Genomic DNA, 15,034 nt, shown 5'->3' with positions numbered 1-15,034 from the left:
CGACTTACGGGGTGGCGGGCGATTCTGAAAGACCGCCGCAGCGGCGATTTCCGCAGATCGTGAAACGGCATCCGGCCTCTGCCCTTTCCATGCCGGCTTGCGCCCGGTATGCTTGTGCCAAGATGCAGGAAAGCCGGATCACGGCACACAGAAACAGTGCGGCATTTCAACGACCGCGCGGATGAGGGCAAGATGGCAGCAGCGGCAGTGTCACGGGTTCTGGTTCTATCCGCAGCGGTGTTCGCGCTGCAGGCCTGCGAACCGGGCACCGGCCCCTTTGCCGCCAAGCCCCCCGCGGGCACCGAGGCGACCGCAGCTTCCACCGCACGGGCCACGAAGGGCGCCGGAGGCGATGTTGAGGCACCCGAGGTGTTCCAGATCACCGATACCGCGCTTTGGGACGGTCGGCCGTCGCTGGGCGGTGTCTGGGTGGCCTCGCCCGATACGAAAGACCCCGAGCGGGTGATCATGCGCAACCCGGCGAACGGCAAGTTCGTGGTGGGCGCCCTGTTCAAGCGTGAGGTCGAGAACCCGGGGCCGAAGTTGCAGATTTCGTCCGATGCCGCCGATGCGCTGGGGCTTCTGGCGGGACAACCGGCCAAGATTTCGGTCACTGCCCTGCGCCGCAAGGAAGTGGCCGAGGCCCCGACAGCAGCGGCAGCCCCCGCCGCGGCCGGAGCGATCGACGCTGGCGGGGTCGAGACGAAACCGCTGGATGGCGGGGCAGAACCTGCCACGAAGGGCAAGACAAAGGCCTCGAAGAAGGCGGCGGAAACCGCCGCCGTGGCGACCGCCGCGCTGGCCGCAGCCGCCAAACCCGCTGCGGCCAAGCCTGCCGCGCCCGCGCCGGCGTCCTCCTCAGGCGGGCGGCCGATCCAGATCGGCTTCTTCTCGGTTGAAACCAATGCCCAACGGGCGGCGGACAAGCTGGCCAAGGCCGGGATTGCCGCCGAAGTGCGGTCCGAAAGCACCAAGGGAAAACCCTATTGGTCGGTGGTGGCCCGCGGCGACGCGGCGCTTCTGGCAAAGATCAAGGCCGCCGGCTTCGCCGACGCCTACCTGCTCAAATAGAAAGGAAGCACATGCTACGGATGCTTCGCTTCGCCGTTCTCGCCCTGGTTTTCGGCCATGCGCCGGCCCACGCCTTCGACACGCAGGCCACTGCGGCCTGGGTTTATGACGTGACCACCCATACCGTGCTGATGGACAAGAATGCCAGCCAGCCGGTTCCCCCGGCCTCGATGTCGAAGCTGATGACGATCAACATGCTGTTCGAAGCCCTGCGCGACGGGCGGGTGCAGATGGACACCACCTTCGGCGTCTCGGACAAGGCCGTGCAGATGACCAAGGCCGGCGGTTCGACCATGATGCTTCAGCATGATGACCGCCCGACGGTCGAGGATCTGATCCACGGCATGATCATCAACTCGGGCAATGATGCCTGCGTGGTTGTGGCCGAGGGTCTGGCCGGCACGGAAGAGGCCTTCTCACAGCAGATGACGCAACGCGCGCAGGCGCTTGGCATGACCGCCTCGACCTTTGCCAATGCCAGTGGCTGGCCGTCGCCGGATCACCGCATGTCGATGCGTGATCTGGGCATCCTTGCCCAGCGGCTGATCGAGGAATTCCCCGAGTATTACCCGATCTTTGCCGAGACCGAATACAGCTACAAGGGCCGCTCGCCCGACAACCGCTTCAATCGCAACCCGCTGCTGAAACTGGGCATCGGCGCCGATGGGCTGAAGACCGGCCATACGTCCGAGGCAGGCTATGGCCTGGTCGGCAGTGCCAAGCAGGGCGACCGCCGGGTGATCTTCGCCATCACCGGCCTGCCCTCGGACAGCGCCCGCGCGCAAGAGGCCGAGCGGATCGTGTCCTGGGCCTTCCGCCAGTTCGCCGAAAAGACCGTGGCCAAGGCCGGCGTCCGCGTCGCGGAAGCCGAGGTCCACATGGGCGAGGCCACGACCGTCGGTCTGGTTCCGGCAGAAGACCTGCGCCTTCTGGTGCCTGCCCTGGTGCAGGACAAGGTCGAGGCAGAGGTCGTCTACAAGGGCCCGCTCAGCGCCCCGATAGCCGCCGGAAGCCCGGTGGCCGAGCTTATCGTCCATGTTCCCGACCTGCCCGACCATCGCGTGCAACTGGTGGCCGAAACCGATGTAGGCCGCGCCGGCTTTGTCCGCCGGCTGACCACCGCCGCCGGCTTCCTGTGGAAGACCTATGTGGAGGGCGGGGCGCCAGCCTCGTAACCGATGCCGGGTCTGTTCCTCTCGCTGGAAGGTATCGACGGGTCGGGCAAAAGCACGCAAGGCCGACTGCTGGCCGAGGCGTTGCGCGCCCTTGGCCATGCGGTCACGCTGACGCGCGAACCCGGCGGCAGCCCGGGGGCCGAGGAAATCCGCCGGCTGGTGCTGGAGGGCGACCCCGACCGCTGGTCGGCCGAAACCGAGATCCTGCTGTTCACCGCCGCGCGGCGCGATCATCTGGAGAAGACCATCCGCCCGGCCCTGGCCCGGGGCGAGGTGGTGATCTGCGACCGCTTTGCCGACAGCACCCGCATCTTTCAGGGCGTCACCCGCGGCGACCTGCGCGAGACGGTGAACCGCCTTCATGCGCTGATGATCGGTGTCGAGCCGGACCTGACGCTGCTGTTCGATCTTGACCCTGAACAGGGCCTGTCGCGGGCCACCGCCCGGAGGGGCCACGAGATGCGGTTTGAGGACATGGGCCTGGAGTTCCAGACCCGCGCCCGGGCCGGATTTCTGGATCTGGCCCGCGCGCACCCGGACCGCTTCCGCATCATCGACGCCGCCCCGGATGCCGAAACGGTCGCACGGGCCGTGCGGGCCGCCGTGCTTGACGCCTTGACCTGAGCGGAGCGGCCGCGAAACGCGGCCGCAAGCCCTGCATCTCGCCTCTGCGCGCAAGCGCGCAACCGGCTCGGGGTGCCTCCGGCGGTGATATTGCGGACGGAAAATCCGTCGGACCTCCTCCATTTTCTGTCCTCAAATATCCCGGGGGCACGGGGGCAGCGCCCCCGTCTTTGAGGAGGAGCCGGAACGGCGACGACGAGGCAAGGACCACGCGCCCGCGTTTCGCGGGCGCGCCGCAAGGTCAGGCCCCCTTCCCCTTGCCGCGCGCGCCGTGCAATCTGGCACCCATGGCCGAAGACCTTCCCGAACCCGACCGCATCCCCGGTGCCCCCCACCCGCGCGAGACCACCCGCCTGTTCGGACAGGCGACGGCCGAGGCGGAATTCCTGAACGCCCATGCAACGGGGCGGCTACACCATGCCTGGATGCTGACCGGGCCACGCGGCGTGGGCAAGGCCACGCTGGCCTGGCGGATCGCGCGTTTCGTGCTGGCCACGCCCGAGGCCGGTGATGGCGGCCTGTTCGGCGCCCCGCCCCCGCCCGAAACGCTGGACATTCCCGACGACCACCCGGTCGCCCGCCGCCTGCGCGCCCTGGCCGAACCGCGAGCCTGGCTTTTGCGCCGCGGCCCGAACGACAAGGAAACCGCCCTGTCGCAGTTCATCACGGTTGATGAGGTGCGGAAGATGAAATCCTTCTTCGCCCTGTCAGCCGCCGATGGCGGGGCGCGTGTCGCGATCATCGACTCGGTGGACGAAATGAACACGGCCGCCGCCAATGCCCTGCTGAAACTGCTGGAAGAACCGCCCGCCGGGGCCATCTTCCTGCTGATCTCGCACCAGCCGGCGCGTCTGCTGCCCACCATCCGCTCGCGCTGCCGCGAATTGCGGCTGGCCCCGCTGGCGCCAGACGCGCTGTCGCAAGCCCTGGCACAGGCGGGCGGCGCGGTGGACCCGCAAGCGCAGGCCGCGCTGGCGGAACTGGGCGGCGGCTCGGTGGGCGAGGCGTTCCGGCTGACCAATCTGGACGGGCTGGACACCTATGCCGGGCTTGTGGCCCTGCTGGGTACCCTGCCCCGGCTGGACCGCGCGCGCGCGCTGGCGCTGGCCGAAACCGCCGCCGCCCGGGGCGCCGGCGAGACCTTCGATCTGATCCTGTTCCTGATCGACCTGTTCCTTGCCCGGCTGGCCCGCGCCGCCGCCACCCGCGAAACGCCGCCCGAGGCCGCGCCCGGCGAAGCTGCGCTGTTCGCACGCCTTGCCCCGCAGCCCGCCGCGGCCCGCCCCTGGGCTGAACTGGCGCAAACTCTGTCCTTGCGCGCCCGCCGGGGCAAGGCGGTGAACCTTGACCCTGCCGCGCTTCTCATGGATACCCTCCTGAAGATCGACGAAACGGCGGGGCTGCTCGCCGCAAGGTAAGGCGATGCAACCTCCAGACATCGTGGACAGCCACTGCCACCTCGACTTCCCCGATTTCGAGGGCGAGCTTGACGACATCATCGCCCGTGCCCGCGCGGCCGGGGTGCGCCGCATGGTGACCATCTGCACCCGCCGCGCCGGCCTGCCCCGCGTGCAGGAGATCGTGGCGCAATATGACGGCCTGTCCTACGCCTTCGGCATCCACCCGATGAGCGTGGAAAAGGAAGCGCCGATCACGGTGGAGGAACTGGTTGAGGCCGCCCGTCACCCGAAGATGGTGGCGATCGGCGAAACAGGGCTGGATTACCACTATACCCCCGACAGCGCAGCCCTGCAGCAGGCCAGCCTGCGCCTGCACATCCGGGCCGCACAGGAAACTGGCCTGCCGCTGGTGATTCACGCCCGTGCGGCAGATGAGGATATGGAGGCGATCCTGGCCGAAGGGCTGGCCCGTGCGCCCTATGCTTGCGTGATGCACTGTTTTTCCTCGGGGCCAAGGCTGGCCGAGGCGGCGCTGGAGATGGGGTTCTACCTGTCGATGTCGGGCATCGCCGCCTTTCCGAAAAGCCAGGACATTCGCGACATCTTTGCCCGCGCACCGCTGGACCGTATCCTTGTGGAAACCGACAGCCCCTATCTGGCCCCGCCGCCACATCGCGGGCGGCGCAACGAACCGGCCTATACCGTGCATACGGCCCGTGTCGGCGCCGCAGTCTTCGGCCTGACCGAGGCCGAGTTTGCCGCCGCCACCACGGCGAATTTCGACCGTCTCTTTGCCAAGGCCCCGCGCCTGGCCGATGTGGCCTGACATGGGCGAGTTGCGCTTCACCATCCTGGGCTGCGGCTCGTCCGGCGGGGTGCCGCGGCTGGGGGGCGACTGGGGCACCTGCGACCCGGCGAACCCGAAGAACCGCCGCCGCCGCTGCTCGATGCTGGTCGAACGGATCACCGCCCAGGGCGTGACACGGGTGTTGATCGACACCTCGCCCGACATGCGTGAGCAGTTGCTGGATGCCGGTGTAGGCGAGCTGGATGCGGTGGTGTTCACCCATTCCCATGCCGACCACACCCATGGCATCGACGACCTGCGCCAGATCGTCTTCAACATCCGTCGTCGCCTGCCGGTCTGGGCCGATGGCCCCACCCAGGATGCGCTGTTGTCGCGCTTTGGCTATGCCTTCGTGCAACCGGCAAACAGCCCCTACCCGCCGATCCTTGAACTGAACACGATTGACGGGCCAATCACCATCGAAGGGGCCGGTGGTGCGCTGACGCTGCATCCGTTCCGCGCCGAACATGGGGCCATGGATGCGCTTGGCTTCCGCATCGGGCCGCTGGCCTATCTGCCCGATGCGGTGGCGATCCCTGACGAAAGCTGGCTGCTGCTGGAAGGGCTGGAGTGCTGGGTGGTTGATGCGCTGCGCCGCAAGCCCCACCCGACCCATGCCCATCTGGAGATGACGCTGGACTGGATCGCGCGCGCCCGCCCTGCCCGCGCCGTGCTGACCAACATGCACCTCGACATGGACTACGCCGTACTGCTGGACGAACTGCCGCCGCATATCCGGCCCGCGCATGACGGCATGACCGTCACCTACGAGTTGCCGGGGTGAGCGCCCTTCTCGACGTCATCCTGCCGGTCTTTCTGGTCATCGGGTTCGGATATGCCGCCGCGCGCTGGCTGGGATTTGCCCCGGCCGCCGTTGACGGGCTGATGCGCTTTGCGCAAAATTTTGCCGTGCCCTGCATGTTGTTCCGCGCGGTCAGCCAGATCGACCTGGGAACCGAGGCCGCGCCGGGGCTGTTCCTGTCGTTCTACATCGGCGCCTTCACCTGCTTTTTCCTAGGCTTCGCCGGCGCACGGCTGATCTTTGGCCGCGACGCGCAGGACGCGGTGGCCATCGGCTTTGCCTGCCTGTTCTCGAACTCGCTTCTGCTGGGCGTGCCCATCACCGAGCGCGCCTATGGCGCCGGGGCGCTGGCCGGCAACTTCACCATCATCGCGCTTCATTCGCCGCTGTTCTACACCTTCGGCGTGATCGCGATGGAGCTGGCCCGGTCGCGCGGGCATCCGCCGGCGCATTTCGGCGTGCTGCTGCTGAACATCGCCAAGGGGGTGCTGCGCCAGCCGCTGGTGATCGGCGTGCTTTCGGGGTTGGTGGTCAATGTGACCGGGTTGCCGATGCCCGGCGTTCTGGCCGATGCGCTGGACATGCTGGTGCGCGCGGCGGTGCCGGCGGCGCTGTTCGGGCTGGGGGGCGTTCTGCTGCGCTATCGCCCCGAGGGTGACATGAAGACCATCGCCATGGTCTGCGCCCTTTCGGTGCTGGTGCATCCGGGCATCGTCTGGCTGCTGGGGACGCAGGTTTTCGACCTTACGGTGAACCAGCTTCGGTCAGCCGTGATGACGGCGGCCATGGCGCCCGGCATCAACGCCTATCTCTTTGCCGATCTTTACGGCCGGGCGCGGCGCGTGAACGCCTCGGCGGTGCTGATCGGCACGGCCACCTCGATCGTGACGATCTGGGTCTGGCTGCACATCCTGCCCTAGGGTGGAAGATCAGCGCCCCGTCACCCCGCGCAGCCGGTCGGACCGGCGCCGCAGCAGTTCCACCACCGTCAGGAGCGCCACCGAAAAGATCACAAGGATGGTTGCCACCGCCAGAATTGCCGGGCTGATCGCCTCGCGGATGCCGTTGAACATCTGGCGCGGAATCGTCTGCTGTTCGGGGCCGGCGATGAACAGCACCGCCACCACTTCGTCGAACGAGGTGCCGAAGGCGAACAGCGCCCCCGAAATCACGCCAGGCAGGATCAGCGGCGCCACCACCTTGAAGAAGGTCACGCGCGGGTTGGCCCCCAGCGAATGGGCGGCGCGGATCAGCGACTGGTCGAAGCCTGACAGCGTGGCCGTCACGGTGATGATGACGAAGGGAATCCCCAGCACCGCATGGGCAACGATCACGCCCAGATAGGAATTGGCCAGACAGCCCTTGGTTGACAGGAAGGTGCCGGTGATCATGCCAACCGCGCTGTCGGGGGCGACGCAGGCCTTGGCGTAGAAGAAGCTCATGCCCACGGCAATGATGATGATCGGCACGATCATCGGGCTGATCAGGATCGCCATGATCAGGCGGCGATAGGGCATTTCCGGGCGTGACAGGCCAAGGGCCGCGATGGTGCCCAGCGTGGTGGCCAGCACGGTGGCCCACAACCCGACCCAGAGCGAGTTCTTCGCGGCCTTGACCCAGGTCGCGTTTTCCCAGGCCGACCACCACCAGGCATTGTCGCGCGGCGCATCGGCCGTGGGGTGGCCCAGCGTCAGCAGCGTGTCATACCAGCGCAGCGAATAGCCGTCCGGATCCAGCGCCAGCATCTTTTCGGTGAAGCTGAAATAGGGCTCCACGTTGAACGACAGCGGAATGACGATCAGCACCGGCAGGATCAGGAACAGGAACACCAGCACGCAGATCGTCAGGTAGGTGTAGTACCAGACGCGCTCCAGCGGCGAGGCATAGGTTGGCAGGGCCATGGCGTGTGTTCCTTTCCTCAGCCGAACTTCAGCCGGTCGATGCCGACCAGCCGGTCATAGACCCAGTAAAGGACCAGGATCGCCACCAGCAGCAGCGCCGCCAGCGCGGCCGCCAGCGACCAGTTCGATTTCGTCATGTGGAAGCTGACCAGATTGGAAATCAGTTGCCCATCGGCGCCACCAACCAGCGCGGGGGTGATGTAGTAACCCACCGCCAGAATGAAGACGAGCAGCGACCCCGCCGCGATTCCGGGCAGCGTCTGCGGCAGGTAGACCCGGCGGAAGGTGGTCCAGCTTGTGGCGCCCAGCGACCGGGCGGCACGGGCATAGCTGGGCGGGATCACCCGCATCACCGAATAAAGCGGCAGGATCATGAACGGCAGCAGCACATGCGTCATGGCGACGATGGTGCCGGTCATGTTGTACATCATGCTCAGACGGTTGCCGTCGCTGACCAGCCCCATCGCCACCAGCATGTTGTTGACCACCCCCTGCTCTTGCAGAAGCGCGATCCACGCCGTTGTCCGCACCAGAAGCGATGTCCAGAAAGGCAGCAGCACCAATATCATCAGCAGTGAGGATTTCGCCATCGGCAGCGTGGCCAGCAGATGCGATACCGGGAAGGCCAGCAGCAGGCAGATCACCGTAATCAGCGCCGAGACCAGGAAGGTCTTGACGAAAAGATAGACGTAGATCCGTTCCTTGTCGCCGCCGCGCGCCCAGCCGTCATCGGTCAGCTTGCGGTCCACCGCGACCTGATAGAAGTCGCCGGTATAGGTGCTGGAGGCGTCATACATCCCGCGCCACAGCGCCGGCTGCCCCCATTTCGCATCCTCGGCCAGCAGCGCCTCCTTGTAGGGGGGCGCCAGATCCTTGGCCGCCCGCGCGCCAGATTTGAACAGGCTGATGGTGCCGGGCACGGTATAGTTGATGCGGGTTCCCACCATGCCGGTGGTCTTGTCCGCCTGCATCTTCGCCAGATCCTGCACCAGGGCAGCAAAGGCCGCCTCCGGCGGATTGGCGGGGTCGAAATCGGGGTTTTCGGCAAACCACTGCACCAGCGCCGGCGCATTGGCGGAAAAGCCGTCATGTTCGAATGACCGTTTCAGCATGTAGCCGATCGGGATCAGGAAGGTGAGCAGCACGAAGACCAGCAGCGGCAGCACCAGCAGGAAGGCGCGGCGGCGCGACCTGGCCTGCGCGGTTGCCAGCGCGGCCTTGAGCGGACGCCCGTCGGCAGTTTTCAGCAGCGTCGTGGCGTCTTCGGCCATGCGATCCTCGGGGTCGTCCGGTGGGCAGGAAAGCCGGGCGCGGGAAACTCCGCGCCCGGCCGCTGATTATTGCGACAGCCAGGCCTGGAAGCGCTCGTTCAGTTCGGCGTCATGGTCGACCCAGAACTCGGACGAGGTTTCCAGCGCGTTGGTCATGTTTTCCGGCGCGGTCGGCAGGTGCGGCGCCATCACCGTCTTGCCGTCCTTGAAGATGATCTCGGTCGCCATCGACGATTTGCGCGCAGGACCATAGGAGATCTGCTGAGCCGAAGCGCGCAGGCCTTCGGTCGAGGTGGAGAAGGCGATGAACTTCATCGCGTCTTCCTTGTTCGGCGCGCCCTTCGGAACGACGAACATTTCGTTTTCATAGATCTGGCCATCCCAGACGATCTGGAACGGTTTGCCTTCGTTCATCGCCGCGGCGAAGATACGCCCGTTATAGGCGGTGGTCATCGCCACTTCGCCATCGGCCAGAAGCTGCGGCGCCTGCGACCCGGCTTCCCACCAGACGACATCCTTCTTGATGGTGTCGAGCTTGGCGAAAGCGCGATCCACGCCTTCCGGTGTCGAGAGCACGGCATAGACTTCCGAAGCCGGAACGCCGTCACCCATCAGGGCCAGTTCCAGAACCGCCTTGGCACCTTTTTTCAGGCCACGCTTGCCGGGGAACTTCTCAAGATCGAAGAAATCGGCAACCTTGGTCGGCCCTTCCGCGAACTTGGTGGTGTCATAGGCAAAGACGTTCGACCAGATGTCGGTCGAGACGGCACATTCGGTCACGGCGCCGGGCAGGAAGTCATCGGCGGCCGGGGTGCCATCGGCACCGGCGGGCAGCGTGGCGATGTCGATCGGCTCAAGCACGCCTTCGTCACACAGGCGGATGCCGTCGGCGTATTCGACCGAAGCCACATCAACGGTGACGTTGCCGGCCTCGACCATGGCCTTGATCGCCGGGGCGGGGTTGTCGCTGTCGGTCATCGTGGTCTTGATGCCGGTCGCGGCCATGAACGGCTTGACGAAGGCTTCGGTCTGGGCCTCGCCATAGGCGCCGCCCCAGGACATCACGATGACATCGGCGCTGGCCGCAAAGGCCATGCCGGTCAGCGCGGTCGAAAGGATCAGGATCTTCTTCATGCGTCAGCTCCCTGTGTGATCGCTTCTTGTTCTGGTCGTCTTGGCCGCCGCACCCGGCGGCGGGTATCAAGGGTCCAGCGCGCGGGCATCCTGCGGATGCCAGCCCACCTTGATCTTCTGGCCGGGGCTCAGTCTGGTCTGCCCCAGCGTGTTGCGCATCTTCATCACGAAATCCTCGGTCCCGGCGACCTTGAGGACAGCCCGAAGGATGTCGCCCATATAGATGACCTCAACCACCTCGGCGTCCAGCGTATGGGCACCGGGAGGCATCATCTCGGGCTTGAACTCCACCCGCTCGGGCCGGATCGAGACCAGCGTCTTCTGGCCCTTTTCCTTGATGTTGACGGGGGTTGCGTCGATCAGCTCGCCCGTGGCCAGACGCACCAGCGCCTTGTCACCGGACAGCTCCTCGATCATGCCCGGCAGCTTGTTGTTCTCGCCGATGAACTGGGCGACGAAGCTGTTTTCCGGGCGTTCGTACAGATCGGCCGGCGGGGCAAGCTGCTGGATGCGGCCATCGTTGAACACCGCCACCCGGTCCGACATGGTCAGGGCCTCGCCCTGGTCGTGGGTGACATAGACTACGGTGATGCCAAGGCTTTCGTGCAGATGCTTGATCTCGAACTGCATGTGTTCGCGCAACTGCTTGTCCAGCGCGCCCAGCGGTTCGTCCATCAGTACCAGCGCCGGGTCGAAGACCAGCGCGCGCGCCAGTGCGATCCGCTGCTGCTGGCCGCCCGAAAGCTGCGCCGGACGGCGGTTGGCAAAGGCGCCCATCTGCACCATGTCCAGCGCCCGCTTAATCTTGGCCTCGCGCTCGGACTTGCCCAGCCCGCGCACCTCAAGCGGGAAGGCAAGGTTTTCCCCCACCGTCATATGCGGGAACAGCGCATAGTTCTGGAACACCATGCCGATCCCGCGCTTGTGCGGCGGAACCGAGTTGATCGGCGCCCCGTCCAGCCGGATCTCGCCATGCGTTGCGGTCTCGAACCCGGCCAGCATCATCAGACAGGTGGTTTTCCCACTGCCCGACGGCCCCAGCATTGTCAGGAACTCGCCCTTGGCGATATTCAGGTTCAGGTCTTTGACGACCAGCGTCACGCCGTCATAGCTTTTCTGGACGTGTTCGAATGCGACATAGGCGTCGCTCCGGGTTTCTACCGCCACCCATGTCTCCCTGATGCATCGGCAGGCGACCCTGCGCTCTTGTTGCTTTGAACGTAAGCAAATGGCCCGGCCATATGCAACGCCGAAGTAACGCTTAGGCTGACCCTGCCCTGATCGTTGATCAAATGGTCAGCAACGACGCCGAATTCGCAGGCAGAACAGTCGTATTCTGAACAAGGCCGGCAATGGCGACCGCCGCCCGAAACAACCATTTCAAACACAACTTTACGCTGCACGAACCAAGACATGCCGCAACGCAGCAAGTCGCGCCGGCGAAATGGCGTTCACGCCGAATCGGCGCGGCCTGCAGGTTGTCATCAATTGGGGAGGGTGTTGCCCGTCCTGGCCGGTTGCCTGTCGTCAGGTCTTTTGGGGGTTCACCTGGCCGGGGCGTGGTGCGGATGAAAAGACTCGAACTTTCACTCCGGTTAAGGAACAGCGACCTCAACGCTGCGCGTCTACCAATTCCGCCACATCCGCACTGCGCCCTGGCACAGGTGGCGCGTATTTAGCGGCAGTTGCCCGGGAAGGAAAGGGGCATTTTCATGCCCCTTCCGGGCAAGCACACGCCGGTCAGAAGCCCACCGCGAAGATCATCATCGGCGCGCGGGCAAGGCCCATCACCACATCCGATCCAACCTTCATCACCTGCGGATTCGGATTCACCGCCGCCGCCGGATCGGCGGGCGCGGGGGCGGCTTCCGCGACCATCGGCGCCGCCACGGGCGCGGGCACCGCAGCCGGGGCCGGGTCGGCCACCGGGACCACCGCAACTTCGGTCGCCACCGGCACCGCAGGCGGAACCTCGGCCGCCACATCGGTTGCCGCCGGTTCCGCCGCATCCGGCGTTACCGAAAATGCCGGAAGCGCGGCCTCTTCCACCTTGGGCTGCGGGGCCAGATCCCAGGCGCGCCCCGCCAGCGTGTAAGAGGCCTTGCGGATCAGATCCTCGCGCCCGGCCATGCCGGGGGCAAAGACATCCGTCCCGCCATCCATCGCGCCCAGTGCCACCTCATACCAGCCCATCGCCAGATCGGGGCGCTGCGTGGCACCGAACCCCTGCGCCAGATGGTGGCCCAGCAATTCGGCATAGCCGGTCTCGCCCATCGCGGTCAGCATCAGCGCCGAGCCGATGGCCACATCCATCTGGTCGGTCTTGTAGCCCACACCAAGGCAGACCTTGGCCGTGCCCGACAGTTGCGCGGGCGACATGCCGGAATTCAGGATGAACGCCTCGACCCCGGCCAAAACCTCATCCGCCGGGCGCAACGACAGGGCGGCGACCTGATCCTTCAGCACCGGGCCGAAACCGGCGCATTGCTGGGAAATCTGGTCGGGCGTGAAGCCCGCCACCTTGGAGGCCAGCGCATCGCCGCTGGCGATGGCCGCCGCGCGCGTCAGGCAGAACTGTTCGGCCAGCGCGCCATGGGCATCGGTCATGGTGGCGGCGGTGACATAGCCGCCGTTCTGCCCGGTGCTGAGGCTGACCGCATTGCAGACAGCCGACAAGGCGCCCTTGCCGCCATTCGGGTCCATGAACAACGGCAGCGCCGGCGCGGTCGGGGCTGCCTCGACCGGCGCGGCGGGAATCGGCGCGGTGGCGGCCTGGATCGGCGCGGCGGGCGCGGGTGCCGCCACGGCCGGCGCATCGGGGACGATTGCCCCGGCCGCCGCCGCGCCAACCGCAGCCCCTGCACCGGGCATGGCGGCAACAACCGGGCCAGAGGCCTTCATGTCGTCGCGCTGCGCCAGAATCACCCCGCGCACGCCATAGACGCTGCCCGACACGATCTCGGTGATCGCCGCGCCGCCGGCATTGGCCCGCACATGCGCGGTCACCAGAATCGTGCGCTCCTCTTGTGTCAGCTCACCCGTGCCGGGGTGGCCCAGAAACGCCTGATATTCAGAGATGGCCGAGCGGCTTTTCTTGCCCAGCGCCCCATCGGCGGTGCCGACCGGCCAGCCAAAGAAGTTCAGCGCCTGCTGCACCTCGATATTGGCGGCCTTCTGTTCCGGCGAAATGGCCGACTTGGTGGATTTTGCCTTTACCTTTGTCTTGCTGCCGGGTGCGGCCTTCTTCTTAGACCCTTCGTTGATGGCGGCGCCGATGATCCCGCCGACGATCAGCCCGGCGACAACGTCGCCGGTATCGGCGCGCGCCGGCGTCACCAGCGGCGAGACGGGCGCAAAGGACAATGAGGCGACAAGAAAACTGGTTGCGGCACTGGTTGCAAAAGCCCTGGTCTTCATTGCATCACTCCAACAAATGCGGTCTGGGAAATTGCCTGTGATGCTAGCATGACGCGGGCATCTGAAAAGGCCGGATTCCTGGATGCCACAGCAAAAGGACCGCTGACTTTGGTCGAATGGACGCATCTTCCGGGTCTGGCGCCCTATGAACCCACCCTTGCCGCCATGGAGGCCCGTGCCGAAGCCATCGCGCGCGGCGAGGCGGATGAGGCGATCTGGCTGCTGGAGCACCCGCCGCTCTACACCGCCGGCACCTCGGCGCGCGACGCCGATCTGGTCGATCCGGGCCGTTTTCCCGTGATCCGCACCGGACGCGGCGGCCAGTACACCTATCACGGGCCGGGCCAGCGCATTGTCTATACCATGCTGGATGTGCGCGCCCGTGGCGGCGATGTGCGCTGCTTTGTGCGGGCGCTGGAACGCTGGGTGATCGCCGCCCTGGCCGAGTTCAACGTGACAGGCGAGATTCGCCCCGGCCGTGTCGGCGTCTGGGTGGTGCGGCCCGACCGGCCGGCCAACCCCGACGGAAGCCCGGCGGAAGACAAGATCGCGGCCATCGGCATCAAGATCCGCCGCTGGGTCAGCTTCCACGGCATTTCGATCAACGTCGAACCCGATCTGACACATTTCTCGGGCATCGTACCCTGCGGAATCCGCGACCATGGCGTTACCAGCCTGGTTGATCTGGGCCTTCCCGTGACACTGGCCGATCTGGATGCCGCCTTGCTGAAAACCTTCCCCGTCGCGTTCGATTCCGGCCCCGCCTGCGGGATGTGACGCCAGATAACAGATCAAAGCTATGGGCTTGCTATTGCATAACAGCCGCCCCCTGCCCCATGTTGCAGCCAAGGTGCCGAGCGTTCTGCACCGCACACGATGAGGACGACATGACCAAGTTCACCTTCCTGGCCGCCACCTTCGCCGCTCTTGCCGCGGCCCCCGCCTTGGCGGGCGACCCGGCCGCCGGCGAGGCCGAATTCAAGAAGTGCAAGGCCTGCCATTCGATCATCGCGCCCGACGGAACCGAGATCCAGAAGGGCGGCAAGACCGGCCCCAACCTTTATGGCGTGGTCGGACGCCGGGTCGCCTCGGACCCCGATTTCCGCTATGGCGACGGCATCCTTGCTGCGGGCGCAACTGGCGCCTCTTGGGACGAAGCCTCGATCGCGGCCTATGTCGCGGACCCGGCTGCCTGGCTGAAGCAGGTTTCGGGCGATGAAAGCGCCAAGTCCAAGATGTCGTTCAAGCTGACCTCGGGCGGCGCCGATGTTGCGGCCTACCTCGCCTCGGTCGGCGGCTGACCTGCCCCCTTTTCCTGCGCATTTCCCGACGCGGCCGGTCACACCGGCCGCGTTTTTCGTTGCCCGAACCGCCCGTCGAAAATCAAGAATT

General features: G+C 66.1%; 14 protein-coding genes and 1 tRNA gene. 9 read left to right on the top strand and 6 right to left on the bottom strand.

Translation table 11 applies throughout. From position 1 onward, the window contains the following. Positions 1-192 precede the first annotated feature (192 nt). From B6K69_RS16920 to B6K69_RS16890, 7 genes are all read left to right on the top strand, one after another. A complete protein-coding gene (locus tag B6K69_RS16920) occupies positions 193-1,071 on the top strand; it encodes an SPOR domain-containing protein (protein ID WP_108644990.1) in 879 nt (292 codons plus the stop codon). Between the two features lie 20 nt (positions 1,072-1,091). Continuing rightward, a complete protein-coding gene (locus B6K69_RS16915; RefSeq protein ID WP_228156769.1) occupies positions 1,092-2,246 on the top strand; it encodes a D-alanyl-D-alanine carboxypeptidase family protein in 1,155 nt (384 codons plus the stop codon). Positions 2,247-2,249: 3 nt separating this feature from the next. Further along, positions 2,250-2,870 carry a dTMP kinase gene (gene tmk, locus B6K69_RS16910; RefSeq protein WP_108644635.1) on the top strand — a complete coding sequence of 207 codons (621 nt, stop codon included), beginning with the start codon at positions 2,250-2,252 and terminating at the stop codon, positions 2,868-2,870. Between the two features lie 287 nt (positions 2,871-3,157). Next, positions 3,158-4,288, top strand: coding sequence for a DNA polymerase III subunit delta' (locus B6K69_RS16905; RefSeq protein ID WP_108644634.1), 1,131 nt, complete (start codon positions 3,158-3,160; stop codon positions 4,286-4,288). 4 nt (positions 4,289-4,292) lie between these two features. Continuing rightward, positions 4,293-5,096, top strand: a complete 804-nt coding sequence (locus B6K69_RS16900) for a TatD family hydrolase (protein WP_108644633.1) — start codon at positions 4,293-4,295, stop codon at positions 5,094-5,096. Between the two features lies 1 nt (position 5,097). Next, positions 5,098-5,901: an MBL fold metallo-hydrolase gene (locus B6K69_RS16895; protein ID WP_107672169.1), complete on the top strand. Its 804-nt coding sequence runs from the start codon at positions 5,098-5,100 to the stop codon at positions 5,899-5,901. Then, complete coding sequence (locus B6K69_RS16890) at positions 5,898-6,839, top strand: AEC family transporter (protein ID WP_108644632.1); 942 nt, start codon at positions 5,898-5,900, stop codon at positions 6,837-6,839. The genes B6K69_RS16895 and B6K69_RS16890 overlap by 4 nt, the downstream gene beginning before the upstream one ends. Positions 6,840-6,848: 9 nt before the next feature. Here the strand turns inward: B6K69_RS16890 and B6K69_RS16885 are convergent, their stop codons facing one another. The 6 genes from B6K69_RS16885 to B6K69_RS16860 all read right to left on the bottom strand — a co-directional run bounded on the left by B6K69_RS16885 (position 6,849) and on the right by B6K69_RS16860 (position 13,642). Then, complete coding sequence (locus B6K69_RS16885; RefSeq protein ID WP_108644631.1) at positions 6,849-7,820, bottom strand: ABC transporter permease; 972 nt, start codon at positions 7,818-7,820, stop codon at positions 6,849-6,851. Positions 7,821-7,837: 17 nt separating this feature from the next. Next, on the bottom strand, positions 7,838-9,091 hold the full coding sequence (locus tag B6K69_RS16880; protein WP_108644630.1) for an ABC transporter permease: 1,254 nt from the start codon (positions 9,089-9,091) through the stop codon (positions 7,838-7,840). Positions 9,092-9,157: 66 nt separating this feature from the next. Further along, the gene (locus B6K69_RS16875) at positions 9,158-10,225 is read right to left on the bottom strand and encodes an ABC transporter substrate-binding protein (RefSeq protein WP_108644629.1); all 1,068 of its coding nucleotides are present in this window, start codon (positions 10,223-10,225) and stop codon (positions 9,158-9,160) included. 66 nt (positions 10,226-10,291) lie between these two features. Continuing rightward, positions 10,292-11,392, bottom strand: coding sequence for an ABC transporter ATP-binding protein (locus B6K69_RS16870; protein ID WP_108644628.1), 1,101 nt, complete (start codon positions 11,390-11,392; stop codon positions 10,292-10,294). Positions 11,393-11,785: 393 nt separating this feature from the next. Further along, positions 11,786-11,872: transfer RNA gene (locus tag B6K69_RS16865), tRNA-Leu, on the bottom strand. 93 nt (positions 11,873-11,965) lie between these two features. Further along, complete coding sequence (locus tag B6K69_RS16860) at positions 11,966-13,642, bottom strand: peptidoglycan-binding domain-containing protein (RefSeq protein ID WP_108644627.1); 1,677 nt, start codon at positions 13,640-13,642, stop codon at positions 11,966-11,968. 102 nt (positions 13,643-13,744) lie between these two features. Here B6K69_RS16860 and lipB point away from each other — a divergent pair, with 102 nt between their 5' ends. Together lipB and B6K69_RS16850 are read left to right on the top strand one after the other, a co-directional pair. Beyond that, positions 13,745-14,419: a lipoyl(octanoyl) transferase LipB gene (lipB, locus tag B6K69_RS16855; protein WP_108644989.1), complete on the top strand. Its 675-nt coding sequence runs from the start codon at positions 13,745-13,747 to the stop codon at positions 14,417-14,419. A gap of 110 nt (positions 14,420-14,529) precedes the next feature. Then, a complete protein-coding gene (locus B6K69_RS16850) occupies positions 14,530-14,943 on the top strand; it encodes a c-type cytochrome (RefSeq protein WP_108644626.1) in 414 nt (137 codons plus the stop codon). Positions 14,944-15,034 lie beyond the last annotated feature (91 nt).

Source organism: Pseudogemmobacter blasticus, assembly GCF_003071405.1.
GTDB classification, from domain to species: Bacteria; Pseudomonadota; Alphaproteobacteria; order Rhodobacterales; family Rhodobacteraceae; genus Pseudogemmobacter; species Pseudogemmobacter blasticus.
Note: the sequence above shows the minus strand (reverse complement) of the source record. Positions and strands in the feature narration are given on the sequence as shown.

What these genes read in the sequence shown, in the direction of transcription:
- B6K69_RS16900 (WP_108644633.1), top strand. Translation starts at nt 4,293, where the DNA reads ATGCAACCTCCAGACATCGTGGACAGCCACTGCCACCTCGACTTCCCC.
- B6K69_RS16875 (WP_108644629.1), bottom strand. Translation starts at nt 10,225, where the DNA reads ATGAAGAAGATCCTGATCCTTTCGACCGCGCTGACCGGCATGGCCTTT.
- B6K69_RS16885 (WP_108644631.1), bottom strand. Translation starts at nt 7,820, where the DNA reads ATGGCCCTGCCAACCTATGCCTCGCCGCTGGAGCGCGTCTGGTACTAC.
- B6K69_RS16895 (WP_107672169.1), top strand. Translation starts at nt 5,098, where the DNA reads ATGGGCGAGTTGCGCTTCACCATCCTGGGCTGCGGCTCGTCCGGCGGG.
- tmk (WP_108644635.1), top strand. Translation starts at nt 2,250, where the DNA reads ATGCCGGGTCTGTTCCTCTCGCTGGAAGGTATCGACGGGTCGGGCAAA.
- B6K69_RS16905 (WP_108644634.1), top strand. Translation starts at nt 3,158, where the DNA reads ATGGCCGAAGACCTTCCCGAACCCGACCGCATCCCCGGTGCCCCCCAC.
- B6K69_RS16880 (WP_108644630.1), bottom strand. Translation starts at nt 9,091, where the DNA reads ATGGCCGAAGACGCCACGACGCTGCTGAAAACTGCCGACGGGCGTCCG.
- B6K69_RS16915 (WP_228156769.1), top strand. Translation starts at nt 1,092, where the DNA reads ATGCTTCGCTTCGCCGTTCTCGCCCTGGTTTTCGGCCATGCGCCGGCC.
- B6K69_RS16860 (WP_108644627.1), bottom strand. Translation starts at nt 13,642, where the DNA reads ATGAAGACCAGGGCTTTTGCAACCAGTGCCGCAACCAGTTTTCTTGTC.
- B6K69_RS16850 (WP_108644626.1), top strand. Translation starts at nt 14,530, where the DNA reads ATGACCAAGTTCACCTTCCTGGCCGCCACCTTCGCCGCTCTTGCCGCG.
- B6K69_RS16920 (WP_108644990.1), top strand. Translation starts at nt 193, where the DNA reads ATGGCAGCAGCGGCAGTGTCACGGGTTCTGGTTCTATCCGCAGCGGTG.